This window comes from Psychromonas arctica, assembly GCF_036697365.1.
Taxonomy (GTDB): Bacteria; Pseudomonadota; Gammaproteobacteria; order Enterobacterales; family Psychromonadaceae; genus Psychromonas; species Psychromonas arctica_A.
Genome location: NZ_JBAHZA010000002.1, coordinates 412,821 through 430,052, shown reverse-complemented (window position 1 = coordinate 430,052; position 17,232 = coordinate 412,821). Strand labels below are relative to the sequence as shown.

15 protein-coding genes are annotated in these 17,232 nt (G+C 36.7%); 8 read left to right on the top strand and 7 right to left on the bottom strand.

Annotated elements, in window-relative coordinates; translation table 11 throughout:
- Positions 1-12: 12 nt before the first annotated feature.
- The 4 genes from V5290_RS03950 to V5290_RS03935 form a co-directional block, all read right to left on the bottom strand.
- Positions 13-648 carry a hypothetical protein gene (locus tag V5290_RS03950; protein WP_333382104.1) on the bottom strand — a complete coding sequence of 212 codons (636 nt, stop codon included), beginning with the start codon at positions 646-648 and terminating at the stop codon, positions 13-15.
- Positions 649-1,229: 581 nt separating this feature from the next.
- On the bottom strand, positions 1,230-2,747 hold the full coding sequence (gpmI, locus tag V5290_RS03945; protein WP_333382103.1) for a 2,3-bisphosphoglycerate-independent phosphoglycerate mutase: 1,518 nt from the start codon (positions 2,745-2,747) through the stop codon (positions 1,230-1,232).
- Between the two features lie 315 nt (positions 2,748-3,062).
- Positions 3,063-3,875: a TauD/TfdA family dioxygenase gene (locus V5290_RS03940; RefSeq protein ID WP_333382101.1), complete on the bottom strand. Its 813-nt coding sequence runs from the start codon at positions 3,873-3,875 to the stop codon at positions 3,063-3,065.
- Positions 3,876-4,255: 380 nt separating this feature from the next.
- Positions 4,256-5,854: a B12-binding domain-containing radical SAM protein gene (locus V5290_RS03935; RefSeq protein WP_333382099.1), complete on the bottom strand. Its 1,599-nt coding sequence runs from the start codon at positions 5,852-5,854 to the stop codon at positions 4,256-4,258.
- 285 nt (positions 5,855-6,139) lie between these two features.
- Here V5290_RS03935 and V5290_RS03930 point away from each other — a divergent pair, with 285 nt between their 5' ends.
- The 4 genes from V5290_RS03930 to V5290_RS03915 all read left to right on the top strand — a co-directional run bounded on the left by V5290_RS03930 (position 6,140) and on the right by V5290_RS03915 (position 9,313).
- Complete coding sequence (locus V5290_RS03930) at positions 6,140-7,102, top strand: 5'-nucleotidase (RefSeq protein WP_333382097.1); 963 nt, start codon at positions 6,140-6,142, stop codon at positions 7,100-7,102.
- Positions 7,102-7,809 (top strand): AraC family transcriptional regulator, encoded by a 708-nt coding sequence (locus V5290_RS03925; RefSeq protein ID WP_333382096.1) that lies wholly within the window; start codon positions 7,102-7,104, stop codon positions 7,807-7,809. Before V5290_RS03930 ends, V5290_RS03925 begins: the two co-directional genes overlap by 1 nt.
- Before the next feature lie 99 nt (positions 7,810-7,908).
- Positions 7,909-8,817 carry a DMT family transporter gene (locus tag V5290_RS03920; RefSeq protein WP_333382094.1) on the top strand — a complete coding sequence of 303 codons (909 nt, stop codon included), beginning with the start codon at positions 7,909-7,911 and terminating at the stop codon, positions 8,815-8,817.
- Between the two features lie 199 nt (positions 8,818-9,016).
- The gene (locus V5290_RS03915; protein ID WP_333382093.1) at positions 9,017-9,313 is read left to right on the top strand and encodes a hypothetical protein; all 297 of its coding nucleotides are present in this window, start codon (positions 9,017-9,019) and stop codon (positions 9,311-9,313) included.
- Positions 9,314-9,336: 23 nt separating this feature from the next.
- Here the strand turns inward: V5290_RS03915 and V5290_RS03910 are convergent, their stop codons facing one another.
- Entirely contained in the window at positions 9,337-10,569 is a 1,233-nt protein-coding gene (locus V5290_RS03910) for a multidrug effflux MFS transporter (RefSeq protein WP_333382091.1), read from the bottom strand.
- A gap of 300 nt (positions 10,570-10,869) precedes the next feature.
- Here V5290_RS03910 and V5290_RS03905 point away from each other — a divergent pair, with 300 nt between their 5' ends.
- The 4 genes from V5290_RS03905 to V5290_RS03890 all read left to right on the top strand — a co-directional run bounded on the left by V5290_RS03905 (position 10,870) and on the right by V5290_RS03890 (position 15,131).
- Positions 10,870-12,780 carry an ATP-dependent DNA helicase RecQ gene (locus tag V5290_RS03905; protein WP_333382089.1) on the top strand — a complete coding sequence of 637 codons (1,911 nt, stop codon included), beginning with the start codon at positions 10,870-10,872 and terminating at the stop codon, positions 12,778-12,780.
- Positions 12,781-12,836: 56 nt separating this feature from the next.
- Positions 12,837-13,646 (top strand): sugar-phosphatase, encoded by an 810-nt coding sequence (yidA, locus tag V5290_RS03900; protein WP_333382087.1) that lies wholly within the window; start codon positions 12,837-12,839, stop codon positions 13,644-13,646.
- A gap of 57 nt (positions 13,647-13,703) precedes the next feature.
- Positions 13,704-14,363, top strand: coding sequence for an NAD(P)H-dependent oxidoreductase (locus V5290_RS03895; protein ID WP_333382085.1), 660 nt, complete (start codon positions 13,704-13,706; stop codon positions 14,361-14,363).
- A gap of 138 nt (positions 14,364-14,501) precedes the next feature.
- Positions 14,502-15,131: a methyltransferase family protein gene (locus tag V5290_RS03890; protein WP_333382155.1), complete on the top strand. Its 630-nt coding sequence runs from the start codon at positions 14,502-14,504 to the stop codon at positions 15,129-15,131.
- 107 nt (positions 15,132-15,238) lie between these two features.
- Here V5290_RS03890 and V5290_RS03885 read toward each other — a convergent pair whose 3' ends face one another.
- Both V5290_RS03885 and V5290_RS03880 read right to left on the bottom strand, forming a co-directional pair.
- Positions 15,239-16,195, bottom strand: coding sequence for an SMP-30/gluconolactonase/LRE family protein (locus V5290_RS03885; protein WP_333382084.1), 957 nt, complete (start codon positions 16,193-16,195; stop codon positions 15,239-15,241).
- Positions 16,196-16,379: 184 nt separating this feature from the next.
- Positions 16,380-17,180 (bottom strand): phytanoyl-CoA dioxygenase family protein, encoded by an 801-nt coding sequence (locus tag V5290_RS03880; protein ID WP_333382082.1) that lies wholly within the window; start codon positions 17,178-17,180, stop codon positions 16,380-16,382.
- Positions 17,181-17,232 lie beyond the last annotated feature (52 nt).

The following is a 17,232-nucleotide window of genomic DNA, read 5'->3' as shown; positions in this document are numbered from 1 at the left end:
TTGAGCTCCGTATTATTGATTGAATTCTTGTTTACTAACGACAATGTACATGTTGTCAATTTCTTTAAAGTCGATGATGATTACTGTTTCACCGTATAAATATTGTTTTGCGCTACCTGATCTTGCGTTGAGTATTAAACTAGCTCCATCACGAGAACATTCAATCTGACCTGAATTTTCGTCAATTTTTGTAGTGCGTACTCGTGCTTCTTTACCCATTAAGGTTTCTTGTATAGGGCCTTGATTAAAAGCTCGAAATAGTGGTCTAAGTGGGTTAATTGTTTTAGCGGTAAGTGGGATAGAAAGGGCACCAGTAGCGATCAAAATAAAAGTATTTAAAAGGAAAGTTAATACGCCATAATCCCAATCGAAGTGACCAATAAATAGTGACAATATTGAACAAAGTGTCCAGCTATATAAAATAAGTATGCTAAGTACTAAAGTGACAGGTACTCCTGTTAACCCTAATGTAACAAGCACCCCTAGTGCGCCACCGACTTCAGAGGTGTCTAAGTCGATATCAACATCTAAAATATCCATGTCGAATAAACCAACCACTGTTAGTAGCCAGAATAATAATATTATTAATAATAATGTTGTGTAGATAACAGTTGGGTAGCTTGTTATGTTAATGAGGAAGTGTTCCACAAATGTTCCTTTATGTGTTTAGTTCGTGTTGTTATTTTTTGGGGGTAAAACATTTCTACTTGGACGTTTAATATTTATTAAATAGGTATAAATATTTTTGGGTAAACAATTAAACGAGAAAAGTATTATTTGGTGGCTTTATTACATTTGTGCGTAACTCGAGAAATTTACTAAAAAGTATAAATAAAGTCAAAACAATAAATTTAATTTATTTTTTAAATATAAAGGTTATTTAAAATTAAATCATTATTTGAAGTGTTTTGGAGGCTGCCTAATCAGAATTAGGGTTATGAGGTATTAAAATCAGCTTGTTTTTTTAGTTTGTGTTGAACAGATTAAAATTATGAATACTATTGTTACAGCCTGTATTTGAATATCAATTTACTAATAATTATAGGTCTATTAACGTAATATTTAACTATTTACAAAACAGTATAAATCAGAATTTATCGCTTATAGTATTGTTAAGATTAAATGAATTAGAGAATGAAAAATGAAGTAGGCATTCAGGAAGTATGTCATGGTTATCATTAAAAGCAGGGTAGTTTCCTACCCTGTCGTTAGCTCTTGATGCGCCTCGGCTAAATCAGTGAGTGTCTAGTCATTGCAGCAGGTTGTTCTACGCCAATTAACTTTAATATGGTTGGTGCCATATCACCTAACACACCGTCTTCAATACTCTTCAGGTCTTTATCCACTAGAATTACTGGCACAGGGTTTGTTGTGTGTGCAGTATGTGGACTACCATCTGGATTCATCATGGTTTCACAGTTACCGTGATCGGCAATAATTAATGTAGTGTAGTCATTAGCAAGCGCAGCAGTAACAACATCTTTAACACATTCATCTACTGCTTCGCAGGCTTTAATTGCTGCATCCATCATGCCTGTATGACCGACCATATCGCCGTTTGCAAAGTTAAGACAAACAAAGTCAGCTTCACCTTTGTTTAGTTCTGGTACTAATGCATCACGTAATTCGTATGCACTCATTTCAGGTTTTAAATCGTACGTCGCTACTTTTGGTGAGTTTTTTAAGATACGTGATTCGCCTTCAAAAGGCTCTTCTCGACCACCAGAAAAGAAAAACGTAACGTGTGGGTATTTTTCAGTTTCGGCAATACGAATTTGCTTTTTACCGTTTTTTTCTAATACTTCACCAAGTGTTTCACTGATATTGTCTTTGTCGTAGATGACTTTTACATTTTCAAAGTCATCGCTGTAGTTAGTAATCGTTACGTAATATAAATCAAGTTTAGCGGTATTCTGCTCAGGAAAGTCCTGTTGGCTTAACATTTGAGTTAATTCACGACCACGGTCGGTACGGAAGTTAAAGAATATAACCACATCATCTTTTTTAATCGTTGCTTTAGGCTGTGCTTGCTCATCAGTTAAGATAATTGGTTTAACAAACTCATCAGTAACACCATCGGCATAACTTTGTTCAATTGCACTGATTGGATCTGTGGCTTTTACACCAACACCATTAACCAGTGCATCATAAGCTAGTTGTACTCGCTCCCAGCGATTGTCTCTGTCCATTGCGTAGTAGCGACCTGTGATTGACGCTATTTGAGTATTGGTATTTTTAATGTAGTTTTGCAAATCAGCAATAGAGCCTTTTCCTGATTTAGGGTCTACATCACGACCATCAGAAAATGCGTGAACATAAGCGTTTTTTATACCCGCTTGTTCTGCTGCGTCGATAAAGCCTTTTAAATGACTTGAGTGGGAGTGTACGCCACCGTCACTTAAAAGACCTAAGAAGTGTACATCTTTGTTATTATCTTTGGCATATTGCAGTGCATCAACTAAAACAGGTTCTTTTGCTAACGTGTTATCTGCTACTGCCATGTTAATTTTTGCTAAGTCTTGGTACACAATGCGTCCTGCGCCAAGGTTCATATGCCCAACTTCACTATTACCCATTTGACCCGTCGGTAAACCAACATGTTCTCCGTCAGTGCGTAATGAGGCATTAGGGTAATCTTTATATAAAGAATCTAAAAATGGAATGTTCGCATTGTCTGGTGCTGATACTTTAGGATCTGGTGAAGTGCCCCAGCCATCTAAAATCATAAGTATTGTTTTTTTATTCATAATTCACCCAATTTAATGTGTAGTGCTTATATTCTGTTAGCTATTTTGTTTTATGCTTGTCATAAAGAAATAATATCGCCATTTAATGATAATAGTTATTATTAAGATGTGTTCAATTTATGCCTTATTGATAGGTTTGTCCATGACATATCGTGTTTTTGCTATGGTTATTTCCAATCAAACTGATAGGTGTAAAAGGCTGCGTCATATGAAAAGGTGGGGTAATTGAATGGAATTGTATTACCGACCAATGAAAAAGCACGACAGTAAACGCGTGCTTTAGATTGTGATAGTTAGCAATGACCTTGTTGAAAACTAACTAGGTAATTTTGAGTAAATACCTCTAATCATAGTCCGTGGATTATCAATGCAATCCTTATAAGCCGCTCGACCATGGCAAATTCGGCTATTATCCATCACCATTAATGTTCCGCTTTGTAATTGAAACTTAGCGGTAAAAGGTGAGCCTTCCTTTGCCATGTCAAAGAGTTGAGCAACAGTTCTGTGCAAGCCAGGTACTTTGTTAAATCCATCTTGCCACTGGCAGGTAATGTTTATTGCAAATCGAGCAATCAACCTCTTTGTTTCTGGGTGGTAGCCTAGGATAGGACCAGTATGACTCTCATTGATACCTTCATAGGTTGAGGCTCTTTTGAGTGCATTTGGATCAAATAAAGGTTGAATGAGAGATAAATCTTTTTTGGCTAAGTGATTAATGGCTCCAATCAGGTTGAAGACAATACTTTCACCACCGACTTTGGCAGGTTGTTTGCAATATAAAAGTGATGTTTGTATGGATCCTAACGGTTCAATAGTCCCGTCTACGTGTAATCCTTGAGCATTATTACTTTCAAAACCTTCATGGTTAATTTGACCTTTTCTATTGGGAAGGTTGCCAATTACAGCCATATTGTCTGTTGTTAGCTTGTAGTCAAAGTAGGTTTTGTTGTAATAGGTTGTCGCTGCATCGCCTAAGTTTAATGCTGCTGCAATAGGGGATATTTTATCTTTATCCTCAATAGAGCTGGTATCTATTAATACAAAGCCTTGTCGATAAAATGTGGATTTTATATTGGTTAACTCGTTTAGCGTGTGTTTGTTTAAATTTAATGCGTTAAAAGTAATCATTTTCTTCCTTTCATTCATTTCTATAAGGTAAGAAAGGCTTCACAAAAAGTAACAATTTGCTATTAGCCGATCAGATTTTGCAAACTAAATTGCACAGTTAACGTACTGTTTTTATAGAAAATAGACAAAAATGTTAAGTAGGAATGTAGGAGTCAATTGTTGTTTTTTTGGTGTTATTAAATGGGGTGTTATTACAGAGAGGATTAGGCCTGTTGAAGCAGATATATTGAATTGATGTAGAGGAAAATAGCGAGTATGAACTGTTTAAAATTACTCTTGTTAGCAGCAAAAGCACTTACTCAGACAGCACTGAATAATCGTTGAAAACTGCTTCAAGCGGATATTCAATAGCTGTCTGGTTCTTGTTTGTCTTGTGTACATTAGCTCATGTGCTGTTTCTGGCGTTGTAGCAATTTACTTGGTTTATTGGTGTCTTTTATTCGAGCTTGGTAAAGGTTTAGTGTGTTAAAGATACTTTTTAATCCTGAAGCTTGGTAGTCCTTTTCAAGTTGTACCAGTACCACTGAATGTTGCTCAGGGAAAAGTGTTACCACTGACTGAGAGATTAATTCATAAAGTCGCTTTAAGTTAATCTTATGTGTTTGACCGGTTTCTTCAAAAATCCAGTTAGAGATAGCCATAAAGTTATCGAAGGGCTTATCTGCAAGTAATAGGTCGAGAGTGTGCTTGAACCGACCTGAATTACCAATCATATCCCAGTAACGCGCAAAACGATTCACCAATTGCATCGTCGCAAAGTCAACGCGATCGGTACTTAATATATTAAAAGGTGGTAGCGGGTTAAAGCGAAGATCGAAGTTCTCTGTATGCCTAATAATTGGGCTACCTTTAAGGCGCTTTAAAATACCCATTTGAATTTCATGTGGTTTACAAGCGTACAGTTGATCGAAGCTATCTTTAAATGTCTCAAATGTTTCACCAGGTAATCCGAAGATTAAATCTGCGTGGATGTGTGCAGTGGTATTTTCTTTCAACCAGATTAAATTTTCTTTTGATTTTGGATTATTTTGCTTACGGCTGATATTCGTTTGCACTTCTTGATCAAAAGTCTGTATTCCAATTTCAAACTGCAGAGTATTTTCAGGGAATAAAGCCAGCATCTCTTTCAGTTTTCTTGGTAAATGATCAGGTACTACTTCAAAGTGTAGATAAAGGTCGTCTGTCATTCTATCCAAGAAGAATTGCATAATTTGTAAAGACGTTTTAATGTCTAAATTAAAGGTTCTATCAATAAATTTAAAGTTACGCGCACCGCGTTGATACAAGGTTTCCATTTGTTGTAAGAAAACGGTTAATTCATAAGGGTTTGATTTTGTATCTAAAGAAGATAAGCAGAACTCACATTTAAAAGGACAGCCTCGTGATGCCTCTACATACAATAATCGATTCTTTAAATCTTCATCGCTGTAATATTGATAGGGCATTGCTAAGTCTTTTAAATCTACTGGTTTAGATTTCATGACCTTAGTATCAGGGGCATTATCACTTAAGATATCCCTGCATAAATCGTAAAAGCTGATATCAGCTTCGCCAGTTAATACATAATCGGCAGTTTGCACTATAGGTTGTGATTCAGATTCATAGCTTACTTCTGGACCACCTAATACAATTTTTACATTAGGTGCGATTACTTTTAATAAGCTAACGACATTGGTCGTCTCAATAATATTCCATATATACACACCAAAGCCTACTATAGTAGGGTTCGTTGCGAGTATTTGCTCTACAATGTCCAGAGGACGTGTATGAATAACAAACTCTTTAACTTCACAATTCGGCTGTAAATCTTTTAAATTAGCATATAAGTAACGTAGCCCTAAACTGGAGTGGATATATTTAGAGTTGAGCGTGGAGAGTATGATGCTAGAAGAAGATAAACCCTCAATAACAGGCGCCGCTACATCAGTGTTAGCAGTACGCATAATAGTGAGTTCGTTATCGAATTGTTGAATAGCCATGAAAATTCTTTTATGTCGGGGAATATATGCGCGACATAATACATTAATCGTGGTTAATATTCAGCGCTAGATTGATTGTAAAAAGGAACATTTATTGTGTGACGGTTTGAGATGATTTTTTATTATTCGTAATAATCCTGTTTATTTTCTCTTAGGTTCGCATAATAAGCGTAAATAGTATTTTTCTTTTTGAGTTTTTCTCATTTAGTTAGTGAGTTATACCAATAAATAAGCCATTTATTGTGATTGCTATTAATGGCTAATATTAATCTGTGGAGTTTTACTATGCCTTATGAATTAGGTAACCGTTTAGTGATTGGTGTTGCTTCGAGTGCGATGTTTGATTTAACTGAGTCTGATACAGTCTTTCGTACTAAAGGGGAAGAAGAATACCGTAAATATCAAACAGAGAAGGTTGATGTGCCTTTACCAAAAGGACCATCGTTTTCATTTGTTAAACGTTTATTGTCACTTAATAATTTAACTGATGATCCGAAGTCTGATCCATTGGTTGAAGTTGTGTTGTTATCGCGTAACGATCCCGATACGGGGTTACGTGTCATGAAGTCGATTAAACATCATAATCTACCCATTACACGAGCGATATTCATGCAAGGCAAGTCACCATATCAGTATATTCCCGCTTTAAGTATTTCTTTGTTTTTATCGGGAAATTCTTCTGATGTAAAAGAGGCGATTAGACTAGGTTATCCAGCCGGGCATGTCATGAAATCTGCAATAATTGATGACGACGATGATGATCTCCGTATCGCCTTCGATTTTGATGGAGTGCTAGCAGATGATGAATCAGAAACCGTGATGCATAAGACGAATGATTTGAATCAGTTTCATGAACATGAAACAAAGAATGTTTTACAGCCGCATAATCCGGGGCCGTTAAAAGAATTCTTAGTGAAAGTGTCTGCCATTCAAAAAATTGAAGAAAATAAAAAAAAGAATGATCCCGCCTATCGTAATCGTTTACGTGTATCGATTGTCACTGCGCGTAATGCGCCTTCCCATGAAAGAGCCTTAAATACTTTAAAAGAGTGGGGCGTAATGACCAACGATGCTTTTTTCTTAGGTGGTGTTGATAAAGGCTTGATCCTTGGTGTATTAAAGCCACATATTTTCTTTGATGACCAATCCGGTCATTTAAGTTCAACAAGTACGGTTGCGCCTTCTGTACATATCCCCTTTGGTGTTAAAAATGCAGTTGATAGCAATGAAGTGGAAGTGAGTGATTAATGCAAGATAACCTGAGTATTCGCGCTTACAGCAAACAACAAAAAGGGCATGTACACTGCTATCATCAGTTAGTTCTGCCCATTATTGGAACAATTATTATTGAGCTAGAAGGTTATACGGGTAAGGTATCAGTTGGTGAATGTGTGGTAATACCCGCACAAGTTTTTCATCTGTTTAAAGCCAATGAGAGTGCACGTTTTATTGTTGCTGACCTTAACCATCTCCCAGATAATTTATTGAGTATGAGCTCTTCTGTTTTTGCTATGTCAGCGCCGTTACGTAGTTATTTGCTATTTATTGAGCAGCAATTGCAGCATAAAGTTGATCAGTCATTAGAGAAAATGATGATTGAAATGTTTAGTAAATTGTTATCAGAACAAATAGCTGGAGAACAAATAGACCCTAGAATTCGAGCTGTTTTGCAGAGCATTTCAGATGATCTTTCTCAACCTTTACATGTTAATCAACTTGCACAGTTGGCTTGTCTTAGTCCAACTCAATTTAAAAAGGTATTTAAACAGTGCATCGGTCAAAGTGTATTGCAATATATTACCGAACAAAGAATGGAAAAAGCTAAAGCCTTGTTAACGCACACCGATATCCCGGTACAATTAATATCAGAACAAGTAGGTTACAGTGATATCTCGGCTTTTAGTCGCCGATTCTCTCAATTTTATCAACTCTCTCCGCGCCAAATAAGACGTTAACTAAGTCTTTAATGTCAAACACAGCGTCTTAACTGCAAACTAATTGTTAAATGAATGCTTTATGATTTGATACTAATCTATAAGAGAAGGAAGTTAACATTGAGCCAATTAAGCGTGAGTAGCAAGGCAAGTAAACAGGGCGTATTTGCCATTTTGTTTGCCTCATTACTGTGGGGAACAACAGGAACAGCTGCTTCCTACGCATCAACTATCAGTCCTTTAGCTATTGGATCTTTCACCATGGGGATTGGTGGGTTATTGTTGGCTATTAACGGCGCTAAACATATTCGTTTGGACATGAAAAAACTGAGTGAGTCTCGTTATACCTTACTGATTGGCGCCATTGCATTAGCTATTTATCCATTAGCATTTTATAGTGCGATGCGCTTATCTGGCGTTGCTATCGGCACAGTTGTTTCGATTGCTAGTGCACCATTTTTTGTTGCTGTTATTGAGCGACTTTTTAGCAAAGAAAATAATATTGATGGATATTGGTTAGTTAGTTTGTTGTTGGGAGCCGTTGGCATTGTTTTTTTAGCTGGCTCAGAGACTAATATTTCGGGTAGTGAGTTTGATGAAAACAGTAAATATTTAGGCATTTTATTAGGTTTTATCGCAGGCTTTACCTATGCCTTGTATTCTTGGGCAGCAAAAGCATTAATTAATCGTGGTGTTAGCTCAAAGTCAGCGGTGGGTAGTATATTTGGTATTGGTGGTATCTTGTTGGTGCCTGTGTTTCTGATCAACAGTAACTCGTTAGTTATTGCTTCTATTGATACCATAGTACTTGTGTATATAGCGGTTATTCCAATGTTTATTGGTTACCTTTGTTTTGGTTTTGGCTTGAAAACAACTCATGCGAGTAAAGCAACTTTATTGACTCTTTTTGAGCCTGCTGTTGCTGCTTTGTTCGCGGTTTTTGTAGTAGGCGAGTCAATTTCATTATTAGGTTGGCTAGGGCTTTTTTTAATTCTGATCTGTTTATTGTTGCAGTCCTATAAAAGTTAAATAGGTAAACCTGTAAAGAGTTATCATTGTTTGGATTATTTTTGACTAATACCTAACGTCGTTAATTTAGAAACAATCAACTTTGCTCTTGCATAAATTTTTCTGATTAAAATTTAGCATCATTATTTAATGTGATTGGCTTTATTAACGAAATAAGGAAAACTGTGTTTTTAATAGATTTAGAAAAAGGTTAACAAAAATGAGTTTATGTTCTGAAGTCGCTATTTTTAAAGTCTCTAAAAACAATATCCCTGAAGTGATGCGTGTGAGTTTATTAATTTTTGAAGAAATTAATGTGCACGGTCAGTTAATATCATCATATGATATTTTACAAAGTATTGATCGCGAAGATGAGGTTTGTTGGCAATTGACTTGGACAAGTGAGCAAGCGGTCAAGCAGGCCGCTGAGCTTTGGCATAGCTTACCGAGTCGTGAAGCTTTAGAGTCGCTAGTAGGTGAAAAGCTTTACTATGGGCATTTCACTAGTATGTTATAAAAATTAAATACGAGGCCTCGAAATTACGGGGTTTCTGATTCTAGTATTTCAGCTAAACGAGCTTGTTTATTACTGTGAATAACGGCAGTTAAAGCAATTGATGAGGCAATCAGCATAATAAACACCACTGGTTGCAAATAGCCCATACTAATAAACGCAGCAAAAGCGCTAATCGTTGCCCCCATTGTGCATTGAAAAGCGCCTAAAACTGCAGAAGCAGTGCCTGCATTTTTACCAAAATATTTTAAGAAACAAGCATTACAGTTAGCCATTACGCCTCCATTTGCACTGATCATTATCATAAAACCAATTACGATTAGGGTTAAATTATCTGGAACAATCAAGCTTGATGCAACCAATAAAACACCTCCTAAAAACTGCATGGTCAAAAAGCACCTTGCTAATATCGCTGGTTCAAAACGATTCAATAGCAAGGTATTAAGCCGATTAATAAATATTAAGCCGCCAATATTTAATGCAAATAGCTGAGTGAAGGTCGTGGCGGTAACCTTAAAAATAGATAAATAGATCATGGCTGAGTTAGCGACAAAGGTCATCATTACAGCAAATGCAAAGGCTTGTGCCAGCATGTAACCGATCCCTTGCTTGTGCTTAAACACTTCAATAAATTTAATGCCTTTTTTACGTTCAATGGTGATGGCTAATAATTTTTTTTGTTTTTTTGATTGATGTGGGACGTATTTCTTAGCCATCAACATCGCTATACATGAAAAGCCTGCCGTAAAATAGAAAATCCAGTGCCATGAATGCAAAGATAAAATAAGATTACCAATGGTAGGCGCAATTGATGGCGCTATCATCATGATTAGGGCGACTAGAGCAAAGAGTTTTGCAGCTTCTTTACCATCAGCATTATCTCGAATAGTGGCTGGTACGCCAACGATGGCGATCCCTCCACCAATAGCTTGCATTAAGCGCCATCCCCATAACAAAGCTATATGACTGCTGGTGGTGAGTAACAAACTTGCAACTGCAAAGATGAACAAACCTAATAGCATAATAGGTAATCTTCCGTGTTTATCGGAAAGTGGGCCGCCGATCAGTTGGCCAATGGCTAAACCCAAAATATATAAACTAACAGTGACTGATAATAAAGAAATATCAACCTGCATTTCATTGGCAATTAATGGGATCGCTGGTAAATAACTGTCAATGGCAAAAGGGGAAATGGCATAAATAGATGACAAAGTGATAATTAATCGTTTACTGACTTTTTTAGGCTGTGCAGTTGTCATCTTGACCTCTAGTTTATATTTTTAAGATGATAATAAGGGGCTTTTACTTGGCAGGCAAGGTTTGTTATTTTGCGATAATAGGCTGTCGCAAGTTAATAATTAAAATAGCTTTAAATTCAGAGGTATAGTGTTTTTTTAGATTAGGTCGGTGGTGCTTGTCATTAGATAAATAATTTAATTTATGTAGCCGGACGTTGCTAGTGTTCATCTATATTTTATTGATATTGCTAAGGGAACATAACAACAAATCACAAGTAACTATGATATAAATGCTTATTAATTTATTTTTCGGATTCTTATATGTATTCTACCTTGCAGCAATATTTTGGTTTTGATCAGTTTCGTGCTGGGCAAGAGCCAGTGATTCAATCACTCTTAAATGGCCATAGTGCTGCTGCTATCTTTCCTACAGGTTCAGGAAAAAGCCTCTGCTATCAATTGCCTGCATTACACCTCCCACATTTAACGTTAGTTGTATCGCCTTTGTTAGCCCTAATCCAAGATCAGTTAGATTTTTTACAAAGCAAAGGAATTCACGCGGCGAGTATTCAATCTATGCAAACAGCAGCAGAAGCGGCTGACGTTTATAAACGTGTTAGTGAAGGTGAAATTAAGATCTTATTTATTTCAGTAGAGCGTTTGAATAACGAACGGTTTAGAACATTTTTGAAGCAAGTCCCGATCTCATTAATGGTGGTTGATGAAGCACACTGTATCAGTGAGTGGGGACATAATTTTAGGCCAGATTACTTAAAGCTGGCAGCTTATCGAGAGCAGTTTTCGATTAATCAAGTTTTGTTATTGACTGCCACTGCCACTGATAAAGTGATTCAGGATATGGCAGAAAAATTTCATATTGAATCAGAGCATATTACGCTTACGGGTTCTTACCGTGCTAACTTAAACCTCTCCGTTTTAGGTGTAGATGAGCAGAATAAATTACCTTGTTTAGTGCCTTGGCTAGAAAGTAAAGCTGGGCAAGCAGGGATCATTTATGTGACGTTACAAAAAACTGCAGAACAGGTCGCTGAAGCGCTATCTCAAGCTGGTATTAAGGCAATCGCTTATCACGCAGGGTTAGGCAATGAACAAAGGCAACTCATACAACAGCAATTTATGGACGGACAGTTACCATTAATCGTAGCTACTATTGCCTTTGGGATGGGGATTGATAAAAGTGATATTCGCTTTGTGGTGCATTATGACTTACCTAAGTCTATTGAAAACTATGCTCAAGAAATTGGCCGAGCAGGACGTGACGGTAAAACTTCAGAATGCCTTGTGCTAGCCAATAAAAATAACCTTAATATATTAGAAAACTTTGTACATGCCGATACACCGGAAGCCAGTGCAGTGGATTTTATTATTCACGAAATACAACAAGCACAAGGGCAATGGGAAGTGGTCATGAATAGTCTGTCGGCTCAGTCTAATATTCGCTTGTTAGCTTTGAAAACATTATTAGTATATTTAGAGCTGGAAGCAGTGATCGAACCTGCTTACAGTTATTATGCAGAATATAAGTATAAATTATTGGTACCTGAAACTGAGTTAGTGGGACGTTTTCATGGGGAAAGGGCTCAGTTTGTACAAACTATTTTAGCGACTTCTGATAAAGCTCGCACTTGGTCTTCATTAAATTTTGAACGCATGCAAAGCCAGGTTCAATGTGACCGTAGTAGGGTACTTACTGCGTTAGATTATCTAGATCAACAGGGGTTGATAGAACTACAAACTAAACAGATGACGCAAGTCTACAAAATTGACAAATCCAATATTACTAATGACCTGCGCGATGAACTCATTACGCGATTCTTGCAAAAAGAACAGAGCGAGATTCAACGTATCCATCATTTATTAGACTTTTTTGCGAGTGACCAGTGTTTGAATTGGCAACTCGCTGACTACTTTTCTGATCGCCGTTTACAAACTCAATGTGGTCACTGCTCGGTATGTGTAGGGCAGCCTGCAGTGATGCCTGTAGTGCCCGCTTTAACACCTTTACAACAATTTGACCCAGTGCAGTTAAGCCAGTCTATCGCTGAAAAATTAGGTGAACATGATAGCTATATATTGAGAGCTCGATTTTTATGTGGATTAACGACACCAATATTTACTCGTTTAAAAGTACGCCAATTACCTGGATTTGCTTCACTAGAGAATTATCGTTTTTCCGACGTAGTTAATTGGATAAGTAAAAACAACAAATAATACTAACAATAAGTGGTTTCAGTAATTTATTTTAGCCCGACATAAGAGGAGTGTGTATGTATAAACTGATTGCCTTAGATATTGATGGCACATTAATGACGCCGGATAAAAAAATCACAGATGAAAATAAAGCCGCTATTGAAGCTGCTCGCGCTAAAGGTGTACGTGTTGTCTTAGTTTCTGGACGTCCAACTAGTGGTATGAGAGGCGCATTAGATGAGTTAGGTATGACTACTGACGATGACTATGTATTAAGTTTTAATGCTTCTGTCGTGCAGCAAGTTGAAAGTGGCAATATTGTTCGAAGCCAAATTTTGCAGGGTAAAGACGCAAAACAGATCGCCGCATTAGCAGATTTAATGGGATTACATGTACATGCCTTTTGTGCAGAGAGAGGCTTAGTAACTCCTGCTCACAATGAATACACGGATTTAGAATCCCGCATTAATGGTGAATTAATTACTTTGTTTGATTTTAAAGAATTTAATGATGATGACGCTATTTTAAAAGTGATGATCATAGATAAACCAGAAAAGTTAAGTGCAGCCATTGAAAAATTACCTCCTGAATTATATGAGCAATTTACTATTCTAAAAAGTGCTCCTTTCTTTTTGGAATTTTTGCATAAGCAGAGTAATAAAGGGATTGGTGTTAAGGCACTTGCAGATTACTTTTCTATTCCTGCTGAGCAAGTTATGTGTGTTGGTGATGCTGGCAATGATTATCATATGATTAAATATGCAGGGTTGGGGGTAGCGATGGGTAATGCGACGGATGATATTAAAGAGATCGCTGATTATGTCACACTATCAAACACTGAAAGCGGTGTGGCTAAAGCGATTCAAAAGTTTGTACTAGATGCTTAAACTTTAATATTTTTGATTGATAATAGACAGTGATGAATTTACTGAGAGTGAGGTGATATGAAGTTTTTAGTCTTTTTAGGTTCGGTACGTGATAGTACGCCACCGAAACCTGCTAGATTAGGCGAAAGAGTCGCTAAGGCTTGTATCTCTTGTTTACAGAGCCGATATGACGAGCATCAGTTCGAGTTAATTGATGCTTTAGATTTTTCATTCGATGATGTTTTTAAACCTCATTTTGCTTATGCTAAAAGTCAGGTCCCAAAAGATTTAGAAGCATTAGCAAACAAGATAAAAGTCAGTGATGGTTATATTATGATTAGTCCTGAATATAATCATTCAATGAGTCCCGCATTGAGTCATTTACTTAATCACTTTGGGAGTTCACTCTTTTCATATAAGCCGAGTGCGATTGTCACTTATTCTGCCGGACAATGGGGCGGTATGCGAGCCGCTATGGGGATGCGTACTTTTTTATCTGAATTAGGGAGTTTATCGGTATCTTCAATGATTCATATCCCTAAAGCACAGGAAGTTTTCACTGCAGATGGCTCGATGCATGTAAATCAAGAACAGGATGCGTGGTTTAACTATTTTACACAAACCTTTAATCAACTTATGTGGTGGGCAGAAGCAACTAACCAACAACGTAAGCTTGTTAACCCATTGAGCGTAGGAACAACATTTAAAAATTCTCCTAGCGAAAGAGATGCACCATAAAGTTGCTATAATTAATGATGAATACAGTTAACTAATTCTATTTATTATCAATATCTTAAAAAATATTAAACTATGATGTTCAGTAATGTTACGATCAGCAATTATTTAACGCAGGCTACACTAAGGTAAATTTAAGTGATGGATTTCTTTTACAGCGATCAACAAGTGGTCGATTTTACCCGTATTTATCTTGCCGTTTTTTATTCTTTTGTCGCTGTATTTTATACTGGTCGAATTATAATAAAGCAGCGGAGCACTGAGACTAAATCAGTGGTATTTCCTGGAGAGCGGTTTTGTTGTACTTGGTGGAATCATATGACTTTCCGAGTATTTAGAGCTGTAATTTGGGCTGTTTGTTTGCTTCGTCTCGCTTTTGTAGACTTCGATCATTATCTGGGAGTTATTTCATTTTTAAACTCAGCGGCTATTATTACTTTGGGTAATGTACTGTTAACACTTGGCTTTCTTTCTACTGTCGCGATCCATTTATTATTAGGTAAACATTGGCGTACTGGAATTGATCCCAATGGCCCGTCAAGTATACGTACTACCGGCGTTTATAGACTTTCTCGCCATCCGATGTTTGTTAGTATTATGCTATCGCAATTAGGCTTTTTCCTGGCATTACCTTCAGTTTTTTCACTAACTTGTTTAGTGATTGGCGTGATTGCTTTACAACGTCAAAGCGTTGCTGAAGAAACGCATTTATTGACTGTTTATCCTACTCAATATCATGCTTACAAAGTACAAGTCTCTAAATGGTTATAGTACTTTTCAGCAGATGATTAGTAGAGTTAACGTCTCCGTCTATTTCATCTAAAATTGAACTGTTTTTTTAGCGCAAAACTTAGATCGAATATGTAATGTAATTGCTATTATTGTTCTAACAAAGCAGGTAATTGCACTGCATAGAGTTCACCACTTCTGTTGGTAATATATAAAGTGTTCATCTCTTTGCCACCAAATGTGCAGTTAGTCGTGCGTAATGCATTTGGTAATACTATTTTCCCCCATTTTTTTCCAGTTGTAGAAAAGACTTCGACTCCTGTGCGAGACGCGACATATAAATTTCCTTTTTTATCAACAGCCATTCCATCTGCATTTTGCGCATAAACAAATTCCCTTTCATTGAGTAACATACCTTTCAAATCAACATCGTAAGCGAAAATAGGACCAGATTTGTCATCTGAAATGGCAACATATAAGGTGTTTTGTTGTTGATTAAAAATAATGCCATTAGGTTTCTTATCTAAAGGCATTCTTTTGATTAAGTTAATTTGTCCACTAGGATAACGCACATAAATACCATTGAAGCCTAAGTCTGAGGTCTTTCCTCTTAAGCCAAAGGGCGGATCAGTGAAAAAGACACTGCCATCGTGAAACACTGCGATATCGTTGGGAGAGTTAAACTTTTTAGTTGCACCATCGAATTCAAGGCGGCTAATAAAAGGAACAACCTCTGAAGTTGCAAGATCCATACGTGAGATGGCTCTGGTTTTTTGCTCAGCTGCCAGTAAAAAGCCTTGGTTATCTAGCACTAGTCCATTTGCATTATTACTTGGATTACGTAATACCGATAAGGTTGCTGTGTCGGCTTCTAAGGCATAGATAGTGTCACCAGGAATATCACTGAAGATCAATGAATTAGATTTTTTATGCCAAACAGGTCCTTCAGTTGAGATAAACCCACTGGCAACAACTTTTACTTCACCGATATTATTTAATGGATTTTGATGGGTTGTGGGTTGGGTACTTTGTTGCGCATGTAATACTGAAAAGCTGAAGGTTAATAAGCTTAAGGTGATCCATTTTACTGAGCTAATAATCGACATGATTAATTCCTTTATCATTTATCCATGATTATTTTATTGTAATTTTATGTTCATTTTTGCATTAGATTAGTTTTTAGCTAGGGTGCTTTGTTTGAGTAATAACAGCAATCCATTGAAATAACAGACCCGGCTTATCAATAAAGGTTCACGGAATTAAATTATTTGTTTACTGGTAAAGCATCAATTAATAAGCGTGATTATGATAATTTAATGACTTCAAATGGAGAGTGTTATTAAAAATAGTTGGGTTGTTAATGTGTTTAAGCATTTGTTGATTTGGTAAACAGTCATCATCAACATAATCGACAAAATCACCAGATGAATCAAAAATCAGCGTATCAAAGGCCAATCTATCTTGACCATATAAGCCTCGGTGAATCATATCTGCTGAAAATACTAATAGATCACCAGCATTTAATGGGATTTTTTTACCAGTAGAGAGCTCATCGCTACTGAATTTACGTTTTCTCGCTAATCGTACATCTAATTCTTCTTGAGTATCCCAGCGTTTATGTGACCCTGGTACTAACTCCATTCCAGGTTCGTCGAACAACGGCACTCGAAAATGCACTACTTGTGTGTCTTTAATAGCTTGTTGTTGACCTGCAATATCATGGTCATATTGACAATCTCGGTGCCAAAAATTTTCTTGTGCTGCGGTACACGGGTTAAAAAACAGTTGTGTATTCATAAATGCGGGTTTATGAGGAACAATAGTCTCGATTATCTGTGTCATTTTAGTTGAACTGATAAAATTAAATAACTGTAAGCGTTCTGTGTTTGCTAAGTATTGTGTCCCTGTAATGAGAGACGAATTAAAAGCTTCAGTTTGGTAGAAGTGCTGATTATCTTGTTGCCAGTTATAATGAAATTGCAATACAGCTTGTCGTAAATGCAGTAGTTCTTCAGCGTTAAAATAATTTCTTAATACAAAGTAACCTTGATGATCGTAAGTTACTTTCAAATTATTTAACGTTCCGTTCATATTACTGTGATTACCTTAGGTCTATTTTGTAGGGGAATAGTTGAGCGCGAAT

Bases quoted from the DNA above. Each gene is read 5' to 3' on its own strand.
- V5290_RS03895 (WP_333382085.1), top strand. From the start codon at position 13,704: ATGAAGTTTTTAGTCTTTTTAGGTTCGGTACGTGATAGTACGCCACCG.
- V5290_RS03915 (WP_333382093.1), top strand. From the start codon at position 9,017: ATGAGTTTATGTTCTGAAGTCGCTATTTTTAAAGTCTCTAAAAACAAT.
- V5290_RS03890 (WP_333382155.1), top strand. From the start codon at position 14,502: ATGGATTTCTTTTACAGCGATCAACAAGTGGTCGATTTTACCCGTATT.
- V5290_RS03935 (WP_333382099.1), bottom strand. From the start codon at position 5,854: ATGGCTATTCAACAATTCGATAACGAACTCACTATTATGCGTACTGCT.
- V5290_RS03925 (WP_333382096.1), top strand. From the start codon at position 7,102: ATGCAAGATAACCTGAGTATTCGCGCTTACAGCAAACAACAAAAAGGG.
- gpmI (WP_333382103.1), bottom strand. From the start codon at position 2,747: ATGAATAAAAAAACAATACTTATGATTTTAGATGGCTGGGGCACTTCA.
- V5290_RS03910 (WP_333382091.1), bottom strand. From the start codon at position 10,569: ATGACAACTGCACAGCCTAAAAAAGTCAGTAAACGATTAATTATCACT.
- yidA (WP_333382087.1), top strand. From the start codon at position 12,837: ATGTATAAACTGATTGCCTTAGATATTGATGGCACATTAATGACGCCG.
- V5290_RS03880 (WP_333382082.1), bottom strand. From the start codon at position 17,180: ATGAACGGAACGTTAAATAATTTGAAAGTAACTTACGATCATCAAGGT.
- V5290_RS03885 (WP_333382084.1), bottom strand. From the start codon at position 16,195: ATGTCGATTATTAGCTCAGTAAAATGGATCACCTTAAGCTTATTAACC.
- V5290_RS03940 (WP_333382101.1), bottom strand. From the start codon at position 3,875: ATGATTACTTTTAACGCATTAAATTTAAACAAACACACGCTAAACGAG.
- V5290_RS03930 (WP_333382097.1), top strand. From the start codon at position 6,140: ATGCCTTATGAATTAGGTAACCGTTTAGTGATTGGTGTTGCTTCGAGT.
- V5290_RS03905 (WP_333382089.1), top strand. From the start codon at position 10,870: ATGTATTCTACCTTGCAGCAATATTTTGGTTTTGATCAGTTTCGTGCT.